Genomic DNA, 22,710 nt, shown 5'->3' with positions numbered 1-22,710 from the left:
TCGTCGTACGGCCCGGCTCAGCGGGTCAGGAGGTGCCCGCCTGCTTCATGGAGCTCACCGCTTCGGCGACCGTGCTCCGGTACAGGCCGAGCTTCGGGTCGCGCACCTTCACATCGGGGCCGAGCTCGAAGTTCTGCGTCTCCGCGTTGGGCATGTGGTCGCCGTCGGCGAGCACGTTCATCTCGTTGATCCAGGTCAGACCGTTCGCACCGCTCGGGTTGAGGTCGATCACCGCGATGGCGGCCGTCTTGGGCTTGACCGGGTACGCGGGTGCGCCGCCCAGGCCGCCGGGAACGGCCGGCCTGATGTCGGAGCTGTGGTCCGAGGCCTTCGCGGCGCCCAGGCTGACCTGCGGGAAGTAGCTCAGGCCGCAGGAGTTCGCGCCGACGTTGTTGACCTCGATCACGTGCTGGGTGGCCGAACCCTCGCGGGGGTACACGCGCACCGACAGGTCCCCGCTCTTGCACGGGTGCTTGTAGGCGTAGCTGTCGCTGGTGTTCCCGCCCGTCTTGGTGCTGCTGCCCCCTGCCGTGCCGCCGCCCTTCGAGGCGCTGGTGTTCTTCGCGGTGCTGCCGCCCGACGTGGTGTCGCCACCCCCGGTGGTGTCGCCGCCCGTCGTGGTGCCGGTGTCCTTCGCGGACCCGGACGTGGAGGCGGCCGGTGCGGAGTCGTTCTTCGCCGGGCCGGCGGACTTCGTGCCGGAATCGTCGCCGCCACAGGCGGTGAGGGCCAGGGCGAGCACGGCGGTGGTCGCGGCGGCAAGGACGGTGGTGCGGTTGCGGAGCGTACTCATGGAAATTCCCCCGAGTGTGACGGTGAGGCGAACGCCGGGTCATGTGGCGTGCGCCTCTGACCTGCTGACATGTAGGAGTCTGGGGTCCGCCGCTCATGTTCTGCTGCTGTCCCGCTAACGTCCCGCTGACGCCTCGCCCCTCCCCCTCACGTCACTGCGCGGGGGTGTGGCTCACCCGTCGTCGGCGAGCCGCCGGACCGCCTGTTCGTACCGCTTGCGGTATTCCGACCGCGCCGTCACCCGCAGCAACGCTTCGAGGGCCCGTACCGCTCCCTCGTCGTAATCGGCGCGCTCCGCCTCCTCGGCCGCCCGGTCCAGCATCCGGATGCCTTCGCTCTCCTCGCCGAGTGCCAGACGGGCCTCGCCGCTGATGGTCAGCAGCAGCACCCGGCGTGCGGCCTCCTCGTGCTCGGGCCCGAGGTCGAGCGCCGTCCGGGCGGAGTCGAGGGCGTCCTGCGGCTGGTTCGCGGTGAGCTGCATCCGGGCGAGGTGCTGCAGCGCGAGCATCTCGGTGTGTGCGTCGCGTTCTTCGCGGGCCAGGCCCACGGCCCGTCCGCAGCCCTTCAGTGCCATGTCGAGCGCGCCCTCCTCGGCCTGCACGACGGCCAGGTTGATCAGCGCGGTCGCCTCGCCGAGCCGGTCGCCGGCCTGCCGGGCGAGGCCGGGGGAGCGTTCCAGCAGGGCGGCGGCCTCGGCGGTCCTGCCCTCCGCGGTCAGCACCCAGCCCAGCAGATTGATCACCCGCGACTCGGCGTACGGATCGCTCTCGGTGCGGGCGGAGTCCAGCGCCAGTTCCAGCAGCGGGGCCCAGCTGTCCCGTACCCGCCACACCACCTGTGGCCACTGGAGCAGGATGATCCGCCAGGCCCGGTCGTCGAGCCCGGCGGCCCTGGCCGCGACGGCGGCCAGGGCCAGGTCGTCGCGTTCGGTGGCCAGCCAGCGCATCGCCGCCGCCCGGTCGGTGAAGTCCCTTGTCGCGGCGGGGCGGTGGTAGTCGTCCGGCAGGACGAAGCAGGGCTCACCGCCGGGTTCGGCCGTGTCGGCGGCGGCGAGCGCGGTGGCGATGTAGTGGTCGAGGACACCGACGAGGGCCTCGGACCCGGACGCGGGGTCCAGACCGCGGGCGTAGAGGCGTACCAGATCGTGCAGCACCCAGTGACCGGGTGCCGTCTCGGTGACGAGGTGGGCGGTGGCGAGCCGTTCCAGCGCCGCCGCCGCGACGACCGGGTCCGTGCCGGCGAGTGCGGCGGCCGTGTACGGGTCGACGTGGCTGCCGGGGTGGTGGCCGAGCCGGGCGAACTGGTGGACGGCGTCCGGCGGCAGCTGCTGCACGGTCAGCCGCAGCGCGGCCGAGACACCGGTGTCGTCCACGGCGAGGTACGTCAGCCGGCTGTGCTCGTCGGCCAGTTCGTCGGCCAGTCCTGCCAGCGTCCACTGCGGACGCCCGGCCAGCCGGGCCGCGGTGACACGCAGGGCGAGCGGCAGGCCTCCGCAGAGCCCGGCGAGCCGGCGGGCCGCCACCGGTTCGGCGAGGACCCGTTCCTCGCCGAGGACACCGGCCAGCAGGGCCGTGCTGTCCTGCGGTTCGAGTATGCCGAGCGGGACGGGACGTGCCGCGTCCGAGGCGATGAGGCCTTCCAGCCGGTGCCGGCTGGTGACCAGCGTGACGCAGTCGGTACCGCCCGGCAGCAGCCGCCTGACCGTGGCGGAGTCGCGGGCGTTGTCGAGGATGATGAGCAGCCGACGCCGGTCGGTCAGGGAACGGAAGAGCGCCGCTGCGGCGGGGACGGACTCGGGGACGCGGCGCGGCGCGACGCCGAGTGCCAGCAGGAACTCACGCAGCACTTCGATGAGCGCGGGCTCACCGGTGTCACTGAATCCGCGCAGATCGGCGAAGAGCCGTCCGTCCGGGAAGGCGGCGGGGTTGCGGTGCGCCCACTGGAGGGCCAGCGCGGTCTTTCCCACGCCGGCCGGTCCGGTGACCAGACAGACGGGCGCTTCGCCGGCCGCGGCCCGGGTGAGCGCGGCCAGTTCGGCACCCCGCCCGTGGAAGCCGCGGGGTGCACGGGGCAGCAGATCGGTGGGGTGCGGCCTGCCGACAAGGGGCGGCAGGGGGAGGGGACGGAGAGGCGGCAGGCCGCGGGCGGAGTCCGCACCGGCTCCCGTTCCGCCCCCCGTATCGCTGATCGAGCCGCCCGGGCGGTCGGCCGGTTCGGCCCCCGCATCCGGCCCGGCCCGATGCTCGGCCACCGGACGGGCCATGGGCACGGCCCCGTTGCTGTTGGCGATGTCCGTGCCGTTGCTGTGACCGCTCCCACCGCCGTGGCCCCTCTCGCTGCCCGTGCCACTGCCGGGGCCGCTGCGTGGCCGGCCCGGACCGCGCGTCGGCGCTGCCGGGCCGTCGGCCGTGTTCCGTCGGGCGTCCGGTGCGGTGTCCCGCGCGGCGTCCGGCCCGGGGTCGCCGCGCAGGATCAGCGCGTACGCATCGGCGAGCTCGTGTCCCGGGTCGACCCCCAGCTCATCGGCGAGCAGTCGCCTCGTGCGGTGGAACCAGTCCAGTGCCTCCGACTGACGACCCGCCCGGTACAGCGCCGTCATCAAGGCCGCCGCCAACGACTCCCGCATCGGATGCGCAACCGCTTCCGCCCGTAGCACCGACGCAGCCCGGTTGTGCTCCCCCAGCATCGCGTAGGCGAGAGCCAGTTGCTCGACCGTCGCCAGCCGTGACTCCTCCAGTGAGTGCGCGGCCGCCTGGAGCGGCGGACCGGCGAACGCGCCGTTGAGTGCCGGTCCCTGCCACAGCGACAGGGCTTCCTTGAGCATCAGTACGGAGTCGGCGGGGCTGCGCTGCTCCCGGGCCAGCATCAGCAGTTCCTCGAACCGCTGGGAGTCCAGCAGGGTTTCCGGTACCCGCAGCAGATACGCGTCGCCGAGGGTGACCAGCTCCACCCCGTACGCCTCCGCGTCCGCGCCCACCAGGAGGGCGCGCAGCCGGGACACATGTCCCTGGATGACGCCACGGGCGTGCAGCGGCGGTGTGTCGTCCCACAGGCAGTCCGTCAACCGGGCTATGGGGACCGGTGTGTTGGCGGACAGCAGGAGCGCGGCGAGCAGGCTGCGGCGTTTGGCGGGACCGAGTGACAGCGGCCCGGTGAGTGTGTCGACGGAGACGGTGCCGAGCAACCGGAACTCCACGAGTGTCTCCCCTTCCGGGCGGGATACGCCCGAGGTGGGGCTCGGGACAAGTCCCAGAATATCGGGGGATCCGAGGGGTCGACGACGGGTCACGCCCGGTCGGCGGAGCGCGACCTGACCGGCACCGCGGGTCAGGGGTAGCGGCGCTCGTCCTCGGACACGACAGTGGTACTGGGCGGCACGACCATCCGGCGACGCCGCGCGATGCTTGAGTAGACGAAGACCCCGACGATGCCGACGATCATCATGATCCAGCCGACCAGGCCGACGTCGACGGTGTCCATCTTCCAGTCGGTGGCGAAGGCCAGTATCGCCCCGGCACCGATGAGGATGATGCATCCTCCGAGTCCCATGAATCCCGCCTCCTCGACGGCCCGGCGGTTCCGGGCCGGTGTACGGATCGCGTACCCGGCCCGGCAACGACCATGCCCGGGGCTGCGGTCGGAGCGGGGGAGACTCAGCCCGCCAGGAACGCCGTCATCGCGTTGGCCAGCAGATACGGATCGTCCGCACCGCACAGTTCACGGGCGCTGTGCATCGACAGGATCGCGACGCCGATGTCCACGGTCTGAATGCCGTGCCGGGCGGCGGTGATCGGGCCGATCGTGGTGCCGCACGGCATCGAGTTGTTGGAGACGAACGTCTGCCACGGCACGTCCGCCTTCTGGCACGCCGCCGCGAACACGGCCCGGCCGCTGCCGTCGGTCGCGTACCGCATATTGACGTTGACCTTGAGGATCGGTCCGCCGTTGACCACCGGGTGGTGGGTCGGGTCGTGGCGCTCGGCGTAGTTGGGGTGGACCGCGTGACCGGTGTCCGAGGAGAGACAGACGGTCCCGGCGAAGGCGCGGGCACGGTCCTCGTACGTACCGCCGCGGGCGAACACCGAGCGTTCCAGGACCGTGCCGAGCAGCGGTCCGTCGGCGCCGGTGTCGGACTGCGAGCCGTTCTCCTCGTGGTCGAAGGCGGCCATGACCGGGATGTACGGAAGTTCGGCGTCCGGCTGCCCGGCGACGGCGGCGAGCGCGGCGGTCGCGGAGTGAACGGAGAGCAGGTTGTCCATCCTGGGCCCGGCCAGCAGCTCACGGTCCCGGCCCAGGTAGGCGGGCGGCTCGACGGGGTGCGGCATCAGGTCCCAGCCGGTCACGTCCTCGGCGTCGACGCCCGACTCCTCGGCGACGAAGCGGATCAGGTCGCCCTCCTCGACGTCCCCGAGCCCCCAGATCGGCTGCATGTGCTTCTGTCGGTCGAGCTTCAGGCCGTCGGGGTTGGCGGAACGGTCCAGGTGCACGGCCAGCTGCGGTACGCGCAGGAGCGGCCGGTCGATGTTCACCAGCCGTTGCGTGCCGTCGCGCAGCGAGATCCGGCCGGCGAGACCGAGGTCCCGGTCGAGCCAGGTGTTGAGCAGCGTCCCGCCGTAGATCTCCACGGCGATCTGCCGCCAGCCGTACGCACCGGTGTCGGGCAGCGGCTTGACCCGCAGATTCGGCGAGTCGGTGTGCGCCCCGACGATCCGGTACGGAGTGTGCGCCGCGGCGCCCTCCGGCACGTACCAGGCCACGATCGCACCGCCGCGCAGGACGTACTTCCCCCCGCTGGTGCCGTCCCAGGCCGCGGTTTCCTCGACCTGCCGGAATCCGGCCTTCTCCAGCCGCTCGGCCGCCGTGGCCACGGCGTGGTACGGGGAGGGGGAGGCCATCAGGAAGGCCATCAGGTCGTCGGTGTGACCGCGGTCGAAGCGGAGGGAGGAACTCATGTTCTTCACTGTAACGAGGCCGGACCGGGAGGTTTCACCGTCGCCCCGGGGCGGGTGATGCCGTGACGCGACCGGGGCGACGGCCACGAGGGGCGGCCTACAACTCGTCGATTGCGGTCAGGTCGATGTCGATGTCGTACGGGACGGAGAGCTTCAGCCGGTCGTGGTGGACGCCGGTGGAGACGTACTTCTTGGTCACAGCGTCGCACTCGTACGTCCACACCACGGGCCGGTCGTGCTCGCCGCTCATTTCGACCCGCCAAAAGTGCCCGATGCCCGCCGCCGCGTACTTGTGAGGCTTGGTGTCGCGGTCGCGGTCCTCGGAGTCGGGGGAGACCACCTCGACGGCGAGCAGGACATCGGCGGCCTCGTAGCGGGTCTGGCGCAACCCCGCCACGGAATCGGCTTTCACCACGACGAGATCGGGTTCCGGCGCGTTGCGCCTGCCGAGCACGACGGCCATCTCGCGGCGCACTCGCAGGTCGTCTGGGACGTGCTGCCGCAGCCCCTGCTCCAGCAGGTACATCGCCAGCGTGTGGAAATTCCGCTGCGGACTCACGAAGACCAGGCTCCCGTCGATCAGCTCGGTGTGCGGCGGGAGGTCAAGCGTGAAGAATTCGTCCACGGTGAAGCCGTCCGCTGGCGGGACTGGCCACCTGGAGCCGTCCGGCTGACGGTGCAGCGAGTCGGGCAGTGCCTCGGCGGTCATGGTTCCTCCCATGGACGGGATTCTGAGCGCTGCAGCCAGCGTACCCAGCTGATACGACAGCACCGCCACCCGAAAGCGTGTCCGGGTGACGGTGCGTGTTGACGATCTGGGGCGGAGAAGGCTTAGAACGCGGCCTCGTCCAGCTCCATCAGCGAGTTGTCGACGGACTCGGCGAGCGCGCGCTCGGCGGAGACGCCCGGCAGGACGTTCGCGGCGAAGAACTTCGCGGCGGCGATCTTGCCCTGGTAGAAGGCGACATCCTTCGCGGAGGCGGCCGGCAGCTTCTCGGCCGCCACGGCCGCGCCCTTGAGCAGCAGGTAGCCGACGACGACATCGCCGGAGGCCATCAGCAGGCGGGTGGTGTTGAGGCCCACCTTGTAGATGTTCTTGACGTCCTCGCCGGTCGCCGTGAGGTCGGTGATCATCGTGCCGACGATCGCCTCCAGGTCCACGGCCGCCTTGGCGAGCGAGTCCAGCGCACCGGACAGTTCCTCGTTGCCCTGGGCACCTGCGAGGAACTTCTTGATCTCCTCGGAGAGGGCATTGAGCGAGGCACCCTGGTCGCGGACGATCTTCCGGAAGAAGAAGTCCTGGCCCTGGATCGCCGTCGTGCCCTCGTACAGCGTGTCGATCTTGGCGTCACGGATGTACTGCTCGATCGGGTACTCCTGGAGGTACCCGGAGCCGCCGAACGTCTGGAGCGACTGCGCCAGCTGCTCGTACGACTTCTCGGAGCCGTAGCCCTTCACGATCGGGAGCAGCAGGTCGTTGAGGCCGTGCAGCGCCTTCGCGTCCTCGCCCGCGGCCTCCTTCTCCTGGATCGCGTCCTGGACGGAGGCGGTGTACAGCACGAGGGAGCGCATGCCCTCCGCGTACGCCTTCTGCGTCATGAGCGCGCGGCGCACGTCGGGGTGGTGCGTGATGGTGACCTTGGGGGCGGCCTTGTCCATGAACTGCGACAGGTCCGTGCCCTGGACGCGCTCCTTGGCGTACTCCAGCGCGTTCAGGTAGCCGGTCGACAGGGTCGCGATGGCCTTCGTGCCGACCATCATGCGGGCGAACTCGATGATGCGGAACATCTGCCGGATGCCGTCGTGCTTGTCACCGATCAGCCAGCCCTTGGCGGGGTGCTGGTCGCCGAACGTCATCTCGCAGGTGTTGGACGCCTTGAGGCCCATCTTGTGCTCGACGTTCGTCGCGTACACGCCGTTGCGCTCGCCCAGCTCGCCCGTGGTCCAGTCGAAGTGGAACTTCGGGACCATGAAGAGCGAGAGGCCCTTCGTGCCCGGACCTGCGCCCTCGGGGCGGGCCAGCACGTAGTGGATGATGTTCTCGGACATGTCGTGCTCGCCCGAGGTGATGAAGCGCTTCACACCCTCGATGTGCCAGGAGCCGTCCTCCTGCTCGATGGCCTTCGTGCGGCCCGCGCCGACGTCCGAACCGGCGTCCGGCTCGGTCAGCACCATCGTCGAGCCCCACTGCTTCTCGACGGCGATCTCGGCGATCTTCTTCTGCGCCTCGTTGCCCTCGTCGAAGAGGATGCCGGCGAACGCCGGGCCCGAGGAGTACATCCAGACGGCCGGGTTCGAGCCGAGCAGCAGCTCCGCGTAGGACCAGATCAGGGAGCGCGGGGAGGTGGTGCCGCCGATCTCCTCGGGCAGGCCCAGACGCCAGTACTCGGAGTCCATGAACGCCTGGTACGACTTCTTGAAGCTCTCCGGGACCGGCGCGGTGTTGGTCTCCGGGTCGAAGACCGGCGGGTTGCGGTCGGCGTCGGCGAAGGATTCGGCCAGCTCGTTCTCCGCGAGGCGGGCGACCTCGTCGAGGATGCTCTTCGCCGTCTCGACGTCCATCTCGGCGAACGGACCGGTGCCGTACGTCTTGTCGCGCCCGAGCACCTCGAAGAGGTTGAACTCGATGTCGCGGAGATTCGACTTGTAGTGCCCCATGGGAAGGCTCCGTAATCAATAGCAGTGGCGTGCAGCACCCCGGGAAGGGGTGTGGGCCGGGCGGGCGACGAGCTGGCGGTGCGTATATCAGCTGACCTCTCCGATGATGCTACCCGTCAGTAATAAGATGCAACCCTCCAAGGGCCTGATGTGTCCGATTACTCTTTGCGGTATGTACGGCTACGACCAGAACCCGGGCGCACAGCAGCAGATGGGTGGCGGCTACGGCGAGCAGCCGCTGTATCCCGAGCCCTCGCCGCCGTCCCTGGGGGACGCGGTACGGGCCTTCACCACCGGCTCGCTGTCCGCCGAGGACTTCCAGCAGATCTTCGCGACGTCGAAGGTCTACTGCCCGCGCGGCGACAACCCCGGATTCCTCGCGCTCCACAACACCCAGCAGCCGGTGATCCCGATGTTCACCACCCTCAAGGAGCTGCGGCTGTACGCGGGCAAGGAGTCCAAGTACTTCGTGATCACCGGGGCCGAGGTGATCGATCTGCTGCCGACCGGCTACGGCTTCGTCCTCGACATGGAGGGCGAGCACCGCATGGTCTTCGATGCCAAGGCCGTGGAGCAGATGGTCGACTTCGCGATGCGCCGTATGTACGGCTGACGTCCGAGTTCCCCGGAAGGGGCCCGTACCGATCGGTGCGGGCCCCTTCTCGTTGCCGTGGGTGGTGCGGGAATGAACGACGCCTTGCAGGATGTTCACTGTTCAACTAAATTGGGCTCAGGACAATCCCGGAGGTGGCTCCCATGCCTGCAGTGACCGTCGAAAACCCGCTGACCCTGCCCAAGGTCGCCGCCTCGGGCGACGCCACGGCCCGTCCCGTGCTCGCCGTCACCACGGCGCCGAGCGGATTCGAGGGCGAGGGCTTCCCGGTTCGCCGCGCGTTCGCCGGGATCAACTACAAGCACCTCGACCCGTTCATCATGATGGACCAGATGGGCGAGGTGGAGTACGCGGCGGGAGAGCCGAAGGGCACCCCCTGGCACCCGCACCGCGGCTTCGAGACCGTCACGTACCTGATCGACGGAACCTTCGTCCACCAGGACTCCAACGGCGGCGGCGGAACCATCCGCAACGGTGACACCCAGTGGATGACCGCCGGGTCCGGCCTCCTCCACATCGAGGCCCCGCCGGAGTCCCTCGTGATGTCGGGCGGTCTCTTCCACGGTCTCCAGCTCTGGGTGAACCTGCCCAAGGCCGACAAGATGATGGCCCCCCGCTACCAGGACATCCGCGGCGGCCAGGTCCAGCTCCTCGCCTCCCCGGACGGCGGCGCGCTGCTCCGCGTCATCGCCGGTGAGCTCGACGGGCACGAGGGCCCCGGCATCACCCACACCCCGATCACGATGATCCACGCCACCGTCCGTCCCGGCGCCGAGGTGACCCTGCCGTGGCGCGAGGACTTCAACGGACTCGCGTACGTGCTCGCCGGGCGCGGGACCGTCGGTGCGGAGCGCCGCCCTGTCCACATGGGGCAGACCGCGGTCTTCGGCGCCGGTTCCTCGCTGACCGTCCGCGCGGACGAGAAGCAGGACGGCAACACCCCGGACCTGGAGGTCGTCCTGCTCGGCGGTCGTCCGATCCGCGAGCCGATGGCGCACTACGGGCCGTTCGTGATGAACAGTCAGGCCGAACTCAAGCAGGCGTTCGAGGACTTCCAGGCCGGCCGCCTCGGTACGGTGCCCGCCGTCCACGGAATGTGACACCCGCGGACGGAGTGGACATCACACCTGCACCGTGATCGGGTGGGAGGGTGCAGACCCCAAAGCCCCTCCTGCCCGACGGTGCGCGGCGCACAGCCGCCTGGTGCGGTGTCGTTCTCCTCGTCACCGGGGTTGCCGCGGTGGCGGTCTGGCTGTGCGTCATCTTCAAGACCGCGGTCACCCCCGTTCTGCTCGCGCTGCTCGGCACGGCACTGCTCGGCCCGGTCCACCGCCGGCTGACCGCCCGCGGAATGAACCGCTCACTGGCCGCGGGGCTCACCTGTGCCCTGCTCGTCGCGGTGGTCGGTGGCGCCGGATACATCGTCGTCACCGCGCTCGTCGACACCGGTGACCAGATCGTCCGGTCGCTGAAGGACGCCGGGCAGTGGATCATCAACCACTTCGGGATCAGCAAGAACACCAATGTGGACGATCTCGTCGCCAACGCCCAGAAGCTCGTCGAGAAGTTCGGCGCGAGCGCCGCGGGCGGGCTCCTCTCCGGGATCAGCCTGATCGGCTCGCTGATCGCGACCAGCGTCCTCGCCCTCCTGCTGACCTTCTTCTTCCTGCGCGACTCCGACAAGGCCGTGGACCTCGCCCACTCGGTCGCCCCGCGCGGTACCGGGGACCTGGTCGAAGCCATGGGGCGGCGGGCCTTCGAAGCCGTCCAGGGGTTCATGCGCGGCACCACGTTCATTGCGCTGATCGATGCCATCTGCATCACGGTCGGTCTGCTGATCCTGCGGGTGCCGGGCGCGGTGGGGCTCGGTGCGCTGGTCTTCGTCGGCGCCTACATCCCCTACCTCGGGGCGTTCATCTCCGGTGCGGTCGCGATCCTGGTCGCGCTCGCCGACCGGGGATTCGTGATCGCACTGTGGGCGCTGGGGGTGGTGCTCGCCGTACAGGTGCTGGAGGGCCATGTGCTCCAGCCGATGATCCAGAGCCGTACGGTCCAGATGCACCCCGCCACCATCATGATCGCGATCACCGCGGGCGCGAGCGTGGCGGGCCTGCTGGGCATGCTGCTCGCGGTGCCGGCCTGCGCGGCGGCCTTCGGCATTCTCGGCGAACTGCGCGGAGAGCGTTCCAGCCCGTCCGGCGTCTGAGGGCGGAACCGTCCACGCGCCGGGCGCGAACACGCCGACCCGGTTCAGTCCCCTGCCCCCGACTCGTACAGCTCGAACCAGATCGACTTCCCAGCCCCCCGCAGATCCACTCCCCACGCATCGGCGAGCATCTCCATCAGCAGCAGCCCCCGTCCGCTGGAAGCCATCTCCCCGGGCCGCCGCTTGTGCGGAAGCTCGTCGCTGCCGTCGGCCACCTCCACCCGCAGCCGACGCTCGCCGTGCTCCCCCGTCGCCCGGGCGACCATCACCGCGTCCCCGTCCGTGTGGACGAGGACATTGGTGGCCATCTCGGAGATCATCAGCACCGCCGCGTCGACCTGCTCCGGGTCCGCCCAGTCGTGCAACAGCTCCCGCAGCTGCTGCCGGGCAGCCGCGACCCGCGCCGGCTCGGCCTGCGCGATGGTCAGTGCGGTGCGCCTCGGCGCCGTCTCCCTCGGCGTCCCGCCGTCGCGCCGCAGCAGCAGCAACGCGATGTCGTCCTCCCGGCGGTCCGCCAGCGGCCCGGTCGTGTAGTGCGACGCCGGCCCGTGCACGGCCTGGACGAGGGCGTCGGCGAGCTTCTCCAGATCGGACGTGTCCCGTTCCAGGACCGGCCGCAGCCGGATCCAGCCGGTCCACATGTCGTGGCCGCCGGTCTCGATCAGCCCATCGGTACAGAGCATGATCGTTTCTCCGGCCTCCAAGGTGAGCCGCGTCGTCGGATAGTCGGCGTCCGCCTCGACGCCGAGCGGCAGCCCACCCTCGGTCTGACGGATCACCGCGGTCCCGTCGGCGGTCATCACCACCGGATCGGGGTGGCCGGCCCGCGCGATGTCCAGGACGCCGGTCGCCGGGTCGGCCTCCGCGTACAGACAGGTCGCGAAGCGTGGTCCGGTCTCCTCCCCGTCCTCGTACGCCTCGGTGAGCCCGGAGAGGAACCGCGACGCACGGGAGAGCACCGCATCCGGGCGGTGCCCCTCGGCGGCGTACGCGCGCAGGGCGATCCGCAACTGCCCCATCAGGCCCGCGGCGCGCACATCGTGGCCCTGGACGTCACCGATGACGAGGGCGAAGCGGCCGTTGGGGAGCGGAATCTTGTCGTACCAGTCGCCGCCTACCTGGAGCCCGCCGCCGGTCGGGATGTAGCGGGCGGCGACCTCCATCCCCGGAATGTCGGGGCCGAGGGAGGGCATCATCGAGCGCTGCAGCCCCAGCGACAGTTCCCGCTCGGTCTCGGCGACGCCGGCACGGGTCAGCGCCTGGGCGAGCATCCGGGCCACGGTCGTCAGCACGGACCGCTCGTCCGGTGAGAACGACACCGGGTGGCGGAACCCCGCCATCCAGGCGCCCATAGTGCGCCCCGCCACGATCAGCGGCAGAAAGGCCCAGGAGCGGCGCCCGAAACGGCCGGCGAGCGGCCAGGTGGCCGGGTAGCGGCGGCTGTAGTCCTCGGGCGAGGGCAGATAGATGGCCTGCCCCGTCCGTACGACCTCGGCGGCCGGATAGTCGGTCTCCAGCGGCATGTCGTCGAACGGGCCCTCGTCGCCCATCCGGTGCCCGTGGTGCCCGATGATCGTCAGTCGTTCGCCCGCGATGCCGAAGACCGCCAGACCGTCGGGCGAGAATCCGGGCATGGAGAGCGAGGCGGCGACCCGCAGCACCTCCTCGGTCGACCGGGCCTCGGCCAGCGCCCGTCCCGCGTCCAGCAGGAACGCCTCGCGGGCGCGCCGCCAGTCACCGGTGATGGGGGTGTGCGCCCCAGTGGTGCCGGGCTGCGGCTCGGCGACCTCCTGAAGGGTGCCGACCAGCACATAGGACGTGCTGCCGGGCTCCTCGGGCGGGAGCGGCTTGGAACGGCTGCGTACGGTACGCAGCACCCGGCCGCCTTCGTCCACGATCCGCAGCCGGGCCTCGGCGAGGGTGCCCTCGGCGACCGCGAGATTCACCACCCCGTAGATCTCGTTCCAGTCGACCGGATGGAAGCGGGAACGCACTGCGGACTCACGGAAGACACCGGCAGCGATGGGCAGCTCGAGCAGCCGGGCCGCCTCCGCATCGAGCGCGACGGTCCCGCTTCCGTTGTCCCAGCGCCACAGGCCGGTCGCGGTCGCGGCCAGGACGTCCTCGGTGCGCATTGCCCCAATTTAAGAAGATCTGCTCCGTGGACGCCACCGAGGAATGCTGTCCAGGGCCCGCCCGGGCACGGTCCGCCACCCGCCCGTCGCGCCCCGGATGATCTTGAAATGTCAATGTCAATGATTCCGTGCGGGTGCGGGCGGTAGCCTGGGGAGGCTGAATCCACCCCGAACCGCGAAGACTGGATGAACGAGAATGCATCGGTACAGGTCCCACACCTGCGGCGAGCTCCGCGCCTCTGACGTCGGCACCGACGTCCGGCTGAGCGGCTGGCTGCACAATCGCCGAGACCTGGGTGGCATCCTCTTCATCGATCTGCGCGACCACTACGGTCTGGTGCAGCTCGTCGCCCGTCCCGGCACCCCCGGCAACGAGGCCCTGGCGAAGCTCACCAAGGAGACCGTCGTACGGATCGACGGCAAGGTCTCCGCGCGCGGCGCCGACAACGTGAACCCGGAGCTCCCGACCGGCGAGATCGAGATCGAGGTCGCCGAGGTCGAGGTGCTGGGCGAGGCCGCGCCGCTGCCCTTCACGATCAACACCGACGACGGGGTCAACGAGGAGCGGCGCCTGGAGTACCGCTTCCTCGACCTGCGCCGCGAGCGCATGCACCGCAACATCATGCTGCGCTCGGCCGTCATCGCCTCCATCCGCTCCAAGATGGTGGCCCTCGGCTTCAACGAGATGGCGACCCCGATCCTCACCGCGACGTCCCCCGAGGGCGCCCGTGACTTCGTCGTCCCGTCCCGCCTGAACCCGGGCAAGTTCTACGCCCTGCCCCAGGCCCCGCAGCAGTTCAAGCAGCTGCTGATGATCTCCGGCTTCGACCGCTACTTCCAGATCGCGCCGTGCTTCCGTGATGAGGACGCCCGCGCCGACCGTTCGCCCGGTGAGTTCTACCAGCTCGACGTCGAGATGTCGTTCGTGGAGCAGGAGGACGTCTTCCGGCCGATCGAGAAGCTGATGACCGAGCTCTTCGAGGAGTTCGGCAACGGCCGCCATGTCACCTCGCCGTTCCCGCGCATCCCGTTCCGCGAGGCGATGCTGAAGTACGGCAACGACAAGCCGGACCTGCGCGCCCAGCTGGAACTGGTCGACATCTCCGACATCTTCGCCGACTCGGAGTTCAAGGCGTTCGCCGGCAAGCACGTCCGTGCCCTCCCGGTCCCGGACACCGCCGGCCAGTCCCGGAAGTTCTTCGACGGCCTCGGCGACTACGCCGTCCAGCACGGCGCCAAGGGCCTGGCCTGGGTCCGCGTCGGCGAGGACGGCACCCTTGCCGGTCCGATCGCCAAGTTCCTGACCGAGACCGACATCAAGACCCTCACCGAGCGTCTGTCCCTCGTCCCCGGCCACGCGGTCTTCTTCGGCGCGGGCGAGTTCGACGAGGTCTCCAAGATCATGTCCGTCGTTCGCGTCGAGGCCGCCAAGCGCGCCGGCCACTTCGAGGAGGGCGTCTTCCGGTTCTGCTGGGTCGTCGACTTCCCGATGTACGAGAAGGACGAGGACACCGGCAAGATCGACTTCTCGCACAACCCCTTCTCGATGCCCCAGGGCGGCATGAAGGACCTGGAGGAGAAGGACCCGCTGGACATCCTCGCCTGGCAGTACGACATCGTCTGCAACGGCATCGAGCTGTCCTCCGGCGCCATCCGCAACCATGAGCCCGACGTGATGCTCAAGGCCTTCGAGATCGCCGGCTACGACCGCGAGACCGTCGAGCACGAGTTCGCGGGCATGCTCCGCGCCTTCCGCCTCGGCGCCCCGCCGCACGGCGGCATCGCCCCCGGTGTCGACCGCATCGTGATGCTCCTGGCCGACGAGCCCAACATCCGGGAGACGATCGCCTTCCCGCTCAACGGCAACGCGCAGGACCTGATGATGGGCGCGCCGACCGTGCTGGACGAGGCGCGGCTGCGCGAGCTGAACATCCAGCTCCGCAAGCCCGCCGCGCCGGCGAAGGAGAAGGCCGAGGCCAAGGACTCGGTAGCGAGGGACACCGGCGCGAAGTAAGCGTCAGCAGTTCCGCTTCTGTTCCACGTGAAACAGCCCCTGGCCGTCGGTCAGGGGCTGTTTTGCGTCGTGGCCGCCCTCCACAGCAACGCACAGCCGACACCCATTCCCCTCCCAGCTTTCCTGCCTAGCCTCACTGTTCATGACAGAGACTCAAGGGCCCGCACACAAGAAGGACATGACGCGCCGCAGGATGGTGCTCGCCGGGGGTGCGGCGATCGTTGCCGCCGGGATCGGGGCGGGCGTTGTGGCCACCGCGTCCGCCGACGAAGACACGGCCGGCGCGAAGAAGCCCGGTGGCGGACAGGGCGAGGAGTGTTACCGGCTCACCTCGGAGACCACCGAGGGGCCGTACTACATCGACGCCGACAAGTTCCGGAAGGACATCACCGAGGACAAGGAGGGCATCCCCCTCACCCTCCGGCTCAAGGTGATCGACTCCGACACCTGCAAGCCGGTGAAGCACGCGGCCGTCGACATCTGGCACTGCGATGCCCTGGGGGTCTACTCGGGTTACGAGGCCATGAGCTCCGGCGGGCCCGGGGGCCCCGGCGGTGGCGGTACGCCACCCAGCGGTACGCCCACCGACGCGCCCAGCGGCACCCCCACCGGTGCGCCCCCGTCCGGCGGACCCGGAGGCGGGGGTGGTGGGCACAGTGAGCCCACCGACGACAAGCGGTATCTGAGGGGCACCCAGCTCACCGACAAGCACGGGTACGTGGAGTTCAAGACGATCTTCCCGGGCTGGTACCAGGGGCGCTGCGTGCACATCCACACCAAGGTGCACGTCGGCGGGAGGATGACCGATGCCGGGTACGAGGGCGGACACACCTGCCACACCGGGCAGTTCTTCTTCGCGGAGTCCGCGGTCCTCGACTCGGCGGAGGTCGAACCGTACTCGACCAGCACCACCACCCGAACGACCCTCACCGAGGACACCATCTACGACCAGAGCGGGGTCACGGGCGGACTGATGAAGCTCTCGTACCGCAAGCACCACATGGCGCGTGGCGTCGTCGGCTCCCTCACGATGGGCGTGGACCCGGACGAGACGCACGACGGCACGGATCTCTGACCTGCCCTCAGACCTCCGTACCCCGCAGAGATGAAGGGCCCGGAACCTGTACCCACGAAACGGTTCCGGGTTCTTTCCGCGGGCGCGCCCGGCGGGCGGTACAGCCGTATGGCCCTCGTGCGGATTCGCGCTCGCGGGGCGCGGCGTTAACTGGGTTCAGCGGGACGAGGCGTGACGGGGAGGCCGCCCGTGCTGCCCTCGCCCACGACCGCTGAGGAGTACCCGTGTCCGTGTTCCGTCCATCGGCTGACCGGCGTCCCCCGTACGCCGTCTGCGCCGGAACGTGTGCCGCCGCGATTCTGCTGCTCACGGCCTGCGACACCACCTCCCACACTGCCACGGGAACCCGCGATGTTCCGGTAGGCGCGACGGTTTCCGCCGGTGTCGCGGGTCCCCAGGCTGCCGGGGACCGGGGGCGGGCCGCCCCCGGTCCGTACGCGCCGCGCATCAGCCCCCGCGAGATCCCCGCGCTGGGACCGAAGACCAGGTTCGCGATCCCGGCGGATTCGCGGCAGGCACTCGTCGTCACCGGCGACGACTACGACTCCAGCCTGTCCACCGCGGTCCTGTACACCCGCGACGACCCCGCCCAGGGCTGGCGCGCGGCCACGGAACGCTGGCCGGCCCGCAACGCCCTGAACGGCTGGACGGACGAGCATTGGGAGGACGATCTCCGCACCCCGACCGGGGTCTACGGACTGACGTCCGCGGGCGGCCGGCTCGAACCCCCGGGGACCATGCTCCCGTACAACCAGAGCCCGTCGTTCGCGGTGAGTGGCGAGGGGTTCGACGGGGAGTCGCTCGAGGGTTCTTTCGACTATGTCATCGCCATCGACTACAACCGGATCCCCGGCGCCTCCCCCCTGGACCAGAAGCGTCCGCTCGGCCAGGAGCGGGGCGGCGGCATCTGGATCCATGTGGACCACGACGGCCCGACCCAGGGCTGTATCTCGCTCCCCGAGGACCGGATGAGGGAACTGCTGAAACTCCTCGACCCGGCGAAGAAGCCGGTCGTCGTGATGGGGGACGTGGAGGCGCTGGAGCGGTGAACCGGGTACGGGCCGGGTGGGGCGCCCGTACGCTGGACGCAGCCCGGTTTCCTTCAGGAGGCAGTGATGAGTGTGGTTGAGGAGAGTGTGCTGACCCAGGAGGTCTTCGAGGACCTCGCCCGTCACGCCATACGTGCCGACGAAGCACTGCGTCTGGAGTTCGTGAACGGAAAACTGGGGGTCAAGGCTGTGCCGGACGGGGATCACGGGCGGATTGTCGAGTGGCTGACACGCCTGTGTATGCAGGCTGACCCAGGTCGCTGGCTTTACGCCGAACAGGGGCTGCGGATCGAGACGTACCGTAAGGGCAACGCCCGCCCCGATGCTGTGCTCGCCCGCAGTGGCGCCTTTGTGGGCCAGGGCGAGTGGGCCGGCCCCGACGACGTCCTGATGGTCGTGGAGGTCACCTCCTACGACGAGGACACCGACCGCCGGGACCGCGTCGAGAAGCCGCGCGCGTACGCGGAGACCGGCATTCCCGTCTACCTGCTGATCGACCGCGACACCTGTGAGGTGAAGGTGCACTCGCAGCCCGATGGCGTGCGGTACGAGCAGGTGGTGACGGTGCCGTACGGGAAGACCGTCGAACTGCCTGACCCGGTGGGCATCGAACTCGACACCGAGCCGCTGAAGAACTGGGTCCGCTGACCCGAAGAGGGCGGAGCATGGCAAAGGGCCGGGACCGATCGTGCGGTCCCGGCCCCTTGCCGGTGTACGTGCGTGCGCCCGCTTACGCCGGCTTCTCCTCCAGGCGGGGGAACAGCACCGCGCCCTTCGTCACCGTTGCGCCCACCGGGAGCCGGCCCCAGGTGCCCGCGTCCTGTACGCGCTGGTCGGACAGTGCGCCCAGGGACGACTCGGCGCCGAGGGAGTCCCACAGCTTCTGCGAGGTCTCCGGCATCACGGCGTTCAGCAGGACCGCGACACCGCGCAGCGACTCGGCGGCCGTGTAGAGGATCGTCGCGAGGCGGGCCTGACCCTCGGGGGAGGTGTCCTTGGCGACCTTCCAGGGCTCCTGCTCCGTGATGTAGCCGTTGACCTGCTTCACGAAGTCGAAGATCGCCAGGATGCCGGCCTGGAAGTCCAGCTCCTCGCCGATCTTCTGGTCGGCCGTGGCGACGGCCTTCGCCAGCCCCTCCTGGACCGCCTTCTCGGCGTCACCCGCGGCGGTGGCCTCCGGGAGCGCCCCGCCGAAGTACTTGCCGACCATGGCGGCGACACGCGAGGCGAGGTTGCCGTAGTCGTTGGCGAGCTCGGAGGTGTAGCGGGCGGAGAAGTCCTCCCAGGAGAACGAGCCGTCGCTGCCGAACGCGATGGCGCGCAGGAAGTACCAGCGATACGCGTCCACGCCGAAGTGCGAAGTCAGGTCCTGCGGCTTGATGCCCGTCAGGTTCGACTTCGACATCTTCTCGCCGCCGACCATCAGCCAGCCGTTGGCCGCGACCCGGCCCGGCAGCGGCAGACCCTGCGCCATCAGCATCGCGGGCCAGATCACCGCGTGGAAGCGGAGGATGTCCTTGCCAACCAGATGGACGTCGGCGGGGAAGGTCCCGTCGAACTTCTCCTGGTTGGCGCCGTAGCCGACCGCCGTGGCGTAGTTGAGCAGGGCGTCGACCCACACGTAGATGACGTGCTTCTCGTCCCACGGAACCGGGACGCCCCAGTCGAAGGTCGAGCGGGAGATGGAGAGGTCCTGCAGGCCCTGCTTGACGAAGTTCACGACCTCGTTGCGGGCGGACTCGGGCTGGATGAAGCCCGGGTTGTTCGCGTAGAACTCCATCAGCTTCGGGCCGTACGCGCTCAGCTTGAAGAAGTAGTTCTCCTCCTTGAGGATCTCCACCGGCTTCTTGTGGATCGGGCACAGCTTGACGCCGTTCTCGTCCTCGATGAGGTCGCCGGGGAGCTTGTACTCCTCGCAGCCCACGCAGTACGGGCCCTCGTACCCGCCCTTGTAGATCTCGCCCTTGTCGTACAGGTCCTGCACGAACTCCTGCACCCGGTCGGTGTGCCGCTTCTCCGTCGTACGGATGAAGTCGTCGTTCGCGATGTTCAGGTGCTCCCAGAGGGGCTTCCATGCCTCCTCGACGAGCTTGTCGCACCACTCCTGCGGAGTGACATTGTTCGCCTCGGCAGTGCGCATGATCTTCTGACCGTGCTCGTCCGTGCCGGTGAGGTACCACACCTTCTCGCCGCGCTGGCGGTGCCAGCGGGAGAGCACGTCGCCTGCGACGGTCGTGTAGGCGTGGCCCAGGTGAGGAGCGTCGTTGACGTAGTAGATGGGGGTCGAGACGTAGTACGCCGTCGCCCCCTGCTTCTCGGATCCAGTGGCCGCCATGGTCGAAATCCTAACGGCCTGCGGGAGATCAACTCACACCGATAAACCGGGCCCAGTGCGCGGAGACCTTTGCGAAACATTCCTTCCCGTAACAAAGACGCATCCTGGGAGGGAGTGGACACGCATGCACGAGGCAGGGGACATCACGATGCGGGTACTGGTCGCCGAGGACGAGGAGATTCTGGCGGAGCTGGTCGCCACCGGGCTGCGGCGGGCAGGGTTCGCCGTCGACACGGTGTACAGCGGCGACGCCGCCCTCGCCTACCTGGGGCTGCACGACTACGACGTCGTCGTCCTCGACCGCGACCTGCCGCGGGTGCACGGCGACGACGTGGCGCGGGGGCTGGTCGCCTCCGGCTCGCGAACCAGGATCCTGATGCTCACCGCCGCCGGTTCCGTGGAGGACCGGATCGCCGGCCTCGACCTCGGCGCAGACGACTATCTGGGCAAGCCGTTCGAGTTCCCCGAGCTGGTGTCGCGGGTACGGGCGCTGCGGCGGCGCAGCGCCCGCCCCGTACCGCCGCAGCTGGAGCGGCACGGCATCCGGCTCGACACCGTACGGCGCACCGCTTCCCGGGAGGGGCGGGAGCTGGACCTCTCACCCAAGGAGTTCTCGGTGCTCCAATTGCTGCTGGAGGCCGACGGCGGGACCGTCAGCGCGGAGGAGCTGCTGGAGCGGGCCTGGGACGCCAACGCCGATCCGTTCACCGGCGCGGTCCGCGTCTGCATGAGCAAGCTGCGCGGGAAGCTCGGGGAACCGGCACTGATCCGAACGGTGCAGGGTGTGGGGTACGCCCTGTGAAGCGCCTGTTGCGCGTTCCGCATGTCCAGCACTCCACGATCCGGACGAGGATCGCGCTCGTGTACGGCGGGGTGTTCCTGGTGCTCGGGACGGCGATGCTCACCACTGTCAACCTCGCCGCCCGCGCGGGTACGGACTCCCAGGCGCGCGCCATCGCCCGCACGGCCGTGGTCGTCCAGCCCGGATATGCGGTGAACGGCCCTCTCATCACCCGGCGCAGCCTCGGGCCGCCCACCGTCTACGACCTCACCGACGACGTCAGCGACGCGGCCGGTCATCAGCTGCTCATGTGGTCCGCGGCTTCGCTGCTCGTCATGACGGCCTGCGCGGTCGGCGTGGGGTGGTGGACCGCGGGGCGGGTCCTGCGGCCCGTCCACGCCATGACCGCGAAGGCGCGCCGGCTCTCCGAACACACCCTGCACGAACGGATCGCGTCCAGCGGCCCCGACGACGAACTGAAGGAGCTCGGCGACACGCTCGACGCGCTGCTGGCCCGGCTGGAGAAGGCGTTCGACAGCCAGCGGCGGTTCATCGCCAACGCCTCGCACGAGCTGCGGACACCGCTCGCCACCCAGCGGGCCGCGATCCAGATCGGCCTCGACGATCCGTCCCAGGAGGATCTCGTACGGACCCGGCAGACGCTCCTGGACAACAACCGGCGCAGCGAGCGTCTCATCGAGGGACTGCTGGTCCTGGCACGCAGTGAGCGCGGGCTCGCCGCGGGCGAGCGGGAAGCGGTGGACCTTGCCCAGGTGGTGGCGGAGGAGGTGGCCCGGCATCCGGGAGTGAAAGTCGACGCCGGGCCCTGTGCGGTACGGGGGAACCGGCTGCTGCTCGCCCAACTGGTGGCGAATCTGCTGGCCAACGCCGTCACGTACAACGTGCCCGACGGGACGGTGGAGGTGTCCCTGGTGACGGCGGGCGACGGGGTGCTGCTGGAGGTGTGCAACACCGGGCCGGTGGTGGACGCGGCGGACATCCCCGGGCTGTTCGAGCCGTTCCGGCGGGGTGAGGGCAAGGACCGGATGGGGCGCGGATCGGGGCTCGGTCTCTCGATCGTTCGATCCATCGCTGTGGCGCACGGCGGTACGGTCACGGCGGTGCCGGGCCCCGAGGGCGGGCTCGCCGTGACCGTACGCCTGCCGGTGGATCAGTTCTCGGCCGCAGCTTCGCGGGCCGTGACCCAGGCGGGGAGGGCGGCGAGGACCTCGCGGTAGAACGTGCTGTCCGCGACCTCGCGGGGGGTGGGGCCCGCGTGGAAGAACCCGGCGTTCGGGACGTTCAGCTTCCGCAGGAAGTCGAAGCCCTTCGCGTCCTCGTCGCCGAACGCGACGAACTGGAAGAACAGCGGCAGCCGTGCCGCCTCGGCCAGCGCCTGCTTGGCGGGCTGCTTGGCGTCCGGCGGGCCGTCCGTCTGGAAGATCACCAGGGCGGGACCGGTGGCCTCCGACTTCTCGTAGTGCGCGACGACCTCTTCGACGGCGCGGTGGTAGTTCGTACGGCCGAGGCGGCCCAGGCCCGCGTTCAGCTCGTCGATCCGGCCCTCGTGCGAGGCGAGGTCGACCGTGCCGGTGCCGTCGATGTCGGTCGAGAAGAAGACGACGGGGACGGTGGCGTTCTCGTCCAGGTGGGCGGCGAGGGCCAGGGTGCGGTCGCCCAGGTGCTGGGCGCTGCCGTCCTTGTAGAACGGCCGCATGGAGCCGGAGCGGTCGAGGACCAGGTAGACGGTGGCGCGCAGCCCGGTCAGCCCGTGCTCCTCCAGCCCGGCCTGGGCTGCCTTGTACGAGTCGACGAGCCCGGGCGCGTGGGACTTGACCTGGGCGAGGGGGAGGGCGGGCTCGGGGGTCGGGGTTGCTTCGGGGGCCGTGTCGGCCGGGGTTTCGGCCTCCGGCTCGGTCTCGGCGGGGGCCTCGACGGCAGCAGGCGCGGCCTCCGGTTCGGCCTCGGCGGGGGCCTCGACCTTGACGGCGGGAGCCTCGGTCTCGGCGGTGACGGGTGCAGGCTCGGCGGGGGCCTCGACCGTGGCCTCGGCGGTGACGGGTTCCGGCTCGGCGGGAGCCTCGGCGGTGGCGGTGGCGG

Annotated in this window: 18 protein-coding genes; 9 read left to right on the top strand and 9 right to left on the bottom strand. The window is 69.9% G+C overall.

Annotated features, from left to right (window positions below):
- Positions 1-25: 25 nt before the first annotated feature.
- From GA0115254_RS10325 to GA0115254_RS10300, 6 genes are all read right to left on the bottom strand, one after another.
- Positions 26-793: a DUF4232 domain-containing protein gene (locus GA0115254_RS10325; protein WP_093894977.1), complete on the bottom strand. Its 768-nt coding sequence runs from the start codon at positions 791-793 to the stop codon at positions 26-28.
- Positions 794-964: 171 nt separating this feature from the next.
- The gene (locus tag GA0115254_RS10320; RefSeq protein WP_093894976.1) at positions 965-3,988 is read right to left on the bottom strand and encodes an AfsR/SARP family transcriptional regulator; all 3,024 of its coding nucleotides are present in this window, start codon (positions 3,986-3,988) and stop codon (positions 965-967) included.
- Positions 3,989-4,119: 131 nt separating this feature from the next.
- On the bottom strand, positions 4,120-4,341 hold the full coding sequence (locus tag GA0115254_RS10315; RefSeq protein WP_093894975.1) for a DUF6458 family protein: 222 nt from the start codon (positions 4,339-4,341) through the stop codon (positions 4,120-4,122).
- A 104-nt stretch (positions 4,342-4,445) separates the two neighbouring features.
- Positions 4,446-5,744: a M18 family aminopeptidase gene (locus GA0115254_RS10310; protein WP_093894974.1), complete on the bottom strand. Its 1,299-nt coding sequence runs from the start codon at positions 5,742-5,744 to the stop codon at positions 4,446-4,448.
- Positions 5,745-5,841: 97 nt separating this feature from the next.
- Complete coding sequence (locus tag GA0115254_RS10305; protein ID WP_093895156.1) at positions 5,842-6,465, bottom strand: Uma2 family endonuclease; 624 nt, start codon at positions 6,463-6,465, stop codon at positions 5,842-5,844.
- A gap of 110 nt (positions 6,466-6,575) precedes the next feature.
- Entirely contained in the window at positions 6,576-8,402 is a 1,827-nt protein-coding gene (locus GA0115254_RS10300; RefSeq protein ID WP_093894973.1) for an acyl-CoA dehydrogenase, read from the bottom strand.
- Positions 8,403-8,574: 172 nt separating this feature from the next.
- Between GA0115254_RS10300 and GA0115254_RS10295 the strand changes: the two genes are divergently transcribed.
- The 3 genes from GA0115254_RS10295 to GA0115254_RS10285 all read left to right on the top strand — a co-directional run bounded on the left by GA0115254_RS10295 (position 8,575) and on the right by GA0115254_RS10285 (position 11,221).
- On the top strand, positions 8,575-9,015 hold the full coding sequence (locus GA0115254_RS10295; protein WP_072487501.1) for an SseB family protein: 441 nt from the start codon (positions 8,575-8,577) through the stop codon (positions 9,013-9,015).
- 143 nt (positions 9,016-9,158) lie between these two features.
- A complete protein-coding gene (locus GA0115254_RS10290) occupies positions 9,159-10,115 on the top strand; it encodes a pirin family protein (RefSeq protein WP_093894972.1) in 957 nt (318 codons plus the stop codon).
- A gap of 50 nt (positions 10,116-10,165) precedes the next feature.
- Positions 10,166-11,221: an AI-2E family transporter gene (locus tag GA0115254_RS10285; RefSeq protein ID WP_093894971.1), complete on the top strand. Its 1,056-nt coding sequence runs from the start codon at positions 10,166-10,168 to the stop codon at positions 11,219-11,221.
- Positions 11,222-11,265: 44 nt separating this feature from the next.
- Here GA0115254_RS10285 and GA0115254_RS10280 read toward each other — a convergent pair whose 3' ends face one another.
- Complete coding sequence (locus GA0115254_RS10280) at positions 11,266-13,356, bottom strand: ATP-binding SpoIIE family protein phosphatase (RefSeq protein WP_093894970.1); 2,091 nt, start codon at positions 13,354-13,356, stop codon at positions 11,266-11,268.
- A gap of 196 nt (positions 13,357-13,552) precedes the next feature.
- Between GA0115254_RS10280 and aspS the strand changes: the two genes are divergently transcribed.
- The 4 genes from aspS (at position 13,553) to GA0115254_RS10260 (ending at position 18,142) form a co-directional block, all read left to right on the top strand.
- Entirely contained in the window at positions 13,553-15,370 is a 1,818-nt protein-coding gene (aspS, locus tag GA0115254_RS10275; RefSeq protein ID WP_093894969.1) for an aspartate--tRNA ligase, read from the top strand.
- Positions 15,371-15,512: 142 nt separating this feature from the next.
- A complete protein-coding gene (locus tag GA0115254_RS10270; protein ID WP_093894968.1) occupies positions 15,513-16,445 on the top strand; it encodes an intradiol ring-cleavage dioxygenase in 933 nt (310 codons plus the stop codon).
- Positions 16,446-16,669: 224 nt separating this feature from the next.
- Entirely contained in the window at positions 16,670-17,494 is an 825-nt protein-coding gene (locus GA0115254_RS10265) for a L,D-transpeptidase family protein (protein WP_370740847.1), read from the top strand.
- Positions 17,495-17,560: 66 nt separating this feature from the next.
- On the top strand, positions 17,561-18,142 hold the full coding sequence (locus GA0115254_RS10260; protein ID WP_093894967.1) for a Uma2 family endonuclease: 582 nt from the start codon (positions 17,561-17,563) through the stop codon (positions 18,140-18,142).
- A gap of 82 nt (positions 18,143-18,224) precedes the next feature.
- On the opposite strand, the gene metG is transcribed toward GA0115254_RS10260, so the two are convergent.
- Positions 18,225-19,829, bottom strand: a complete 1,605-nt coding sequence (metG, locus tag GA0115254_RS10255) for a methionine--tRNA ligase (RefSeq protein ID WP_093894966.1) — start codon at positions 19,827-19,829, stop codon at positions 18,225-18,227.
- A gap of 148 nt (positions 19,830-19,977) precedes the next feature.
- Between metG and GA0115254_RS10250 the strand changes: the two genes are divergently transcribed.
- Entirely contained in the window at positions 19,978-20,631 is a 654-nt protein-coding gene (locus GA0115254_RS10250; RefSeq protein WP_218105525.1) for a response regulator transcription factor, read from the top strand.
- Positions 20,628-21,848, top strand: a complete 1,221-nt coding sequence (locus GA0115254_RS10245) for a sensor histidine kinase (RefSeq protein ID WP_256102484.1) — start codon at positions 20,628-20,630, stop codon at positions 21,846-21,848. Before GA0115254_RS10250 ends, GA0115254_RS10245 begins: the two co-directional genes overlap by 4 nt.
- Here GA0115254_RS10245 and GA0115254_RS10240 read toward each other — a convergent pair.
- The coding region (locus GA0115254_RS10240) for a VWA domain-containing protein (RefSeq protein ID WP_176740058.1) at positions 21,782-22,710 on the bottom strand (929 nt) is incomplete at its 5' end. The genes GA0115254_RS10245 and GA0115254_RS10240 overlap by 67 nt on opposite strands.

Source organism: Streptomyces sp. Ncost-T10-10d, from assembly GCF_900091955.1.
GTDB lineage: Bacteria > Actinomycetota > Actinomycetes > Streptomycetales > Streptomycetaceae > Streptomyces.
Note: the sequence above shows the minus strand (reverse complement) of the source record. Positions and strands in the feature narration are given on the sequence as shown.

Coding starts and splice junctions, on each gene's coding strand:
- GA0115254_RS10270 (WP_093894968.1), top strand. CDS start 15,513: ATGACAGAGACTCAAGGGCCCGCACACAAGAAGGACATGACGCGCCGC.
- GA0115254_RS10260 (WP_093894967.1), top strand. CDS start 17,561: ATGAGTGTGGTTGAGGAGAGTGTGCTGACCCAGGAGGTCTTCGAGGAC.
- GA0115254_RS10295 (WP_072487501.1), top strand. CDS start 8,575: ATGTACGGCTACGACCAGAACCCGGGCGCACAGCAGCAGATGGGTGGC.
- GA0115254_RS10250 (WP_218105525.1), top strand. CDS start 19,978: ATGCGGGTACTGGTCGCCGAGGACGAGGAGATTCTGGCGGAGCTGGTC.
- GA0115254_RS10305 (WP_093895156.1), bottom strand. CDS start 6,465: ATGGGAGGAACCATGACCGCCGAGGCACTGCCCGACTCGCTGCACCGT.
- GA0115254_RS10290 (WP_093894972.1), top strand. CDS start 9,159: ATGCCTGCAGTGACCGTCGAAAACCCGCTGACCCTGCCCAAGGTCGCC.
- GA0115254_RS10325 (WP_093894977.1), bottom strand. CDS start 793: ATGAGTACGCTCCGCAACCGCACCACCGTCCTTGCCGCCGCGACCACC.
- metG (WP_093894966.1), bottom strand. CDS start 19,829: ATGGCGGCCACTGGATCCGAGAAGCAGGGGGCGACGGCGTACTACGTC.
- aspS (WP_093894969.1), top strand. CDS start 13,553: ATGCATCGGTACAGGTCCCACACCTGCGGCGAGCTCCGCGCCTCTGAC.
- GA0115254_RS10280 (WP_093894970.1), bottom strand. CDS start 13,356: ATGCGCACCGAGGACGTCCTGGCCGCGACCGCGACCGGCCTGTGGCGC.
- GA0115254_RS10315 (WP_093894975.1), bottom strand. CDS start 4,341: ATGGGACTCGGAGGATGCATCATCCTCATCGGTGCCGGGGCGATACTG.
- GA0115254_RS10310 (WP_093894974.1), bottom strand. CDS start 5,744: ATGAGTTCCTCCCTCCGCTTCGACCGCGGTCACACCGACGACCTGATG.
- GA0115254_RS10300 (WP_093894973.1), bottom strand. CDS start 8,402: ATGGGGCACTACAAGTCGAATCTCCGCGACATCGAGTTCAACCTCTTC.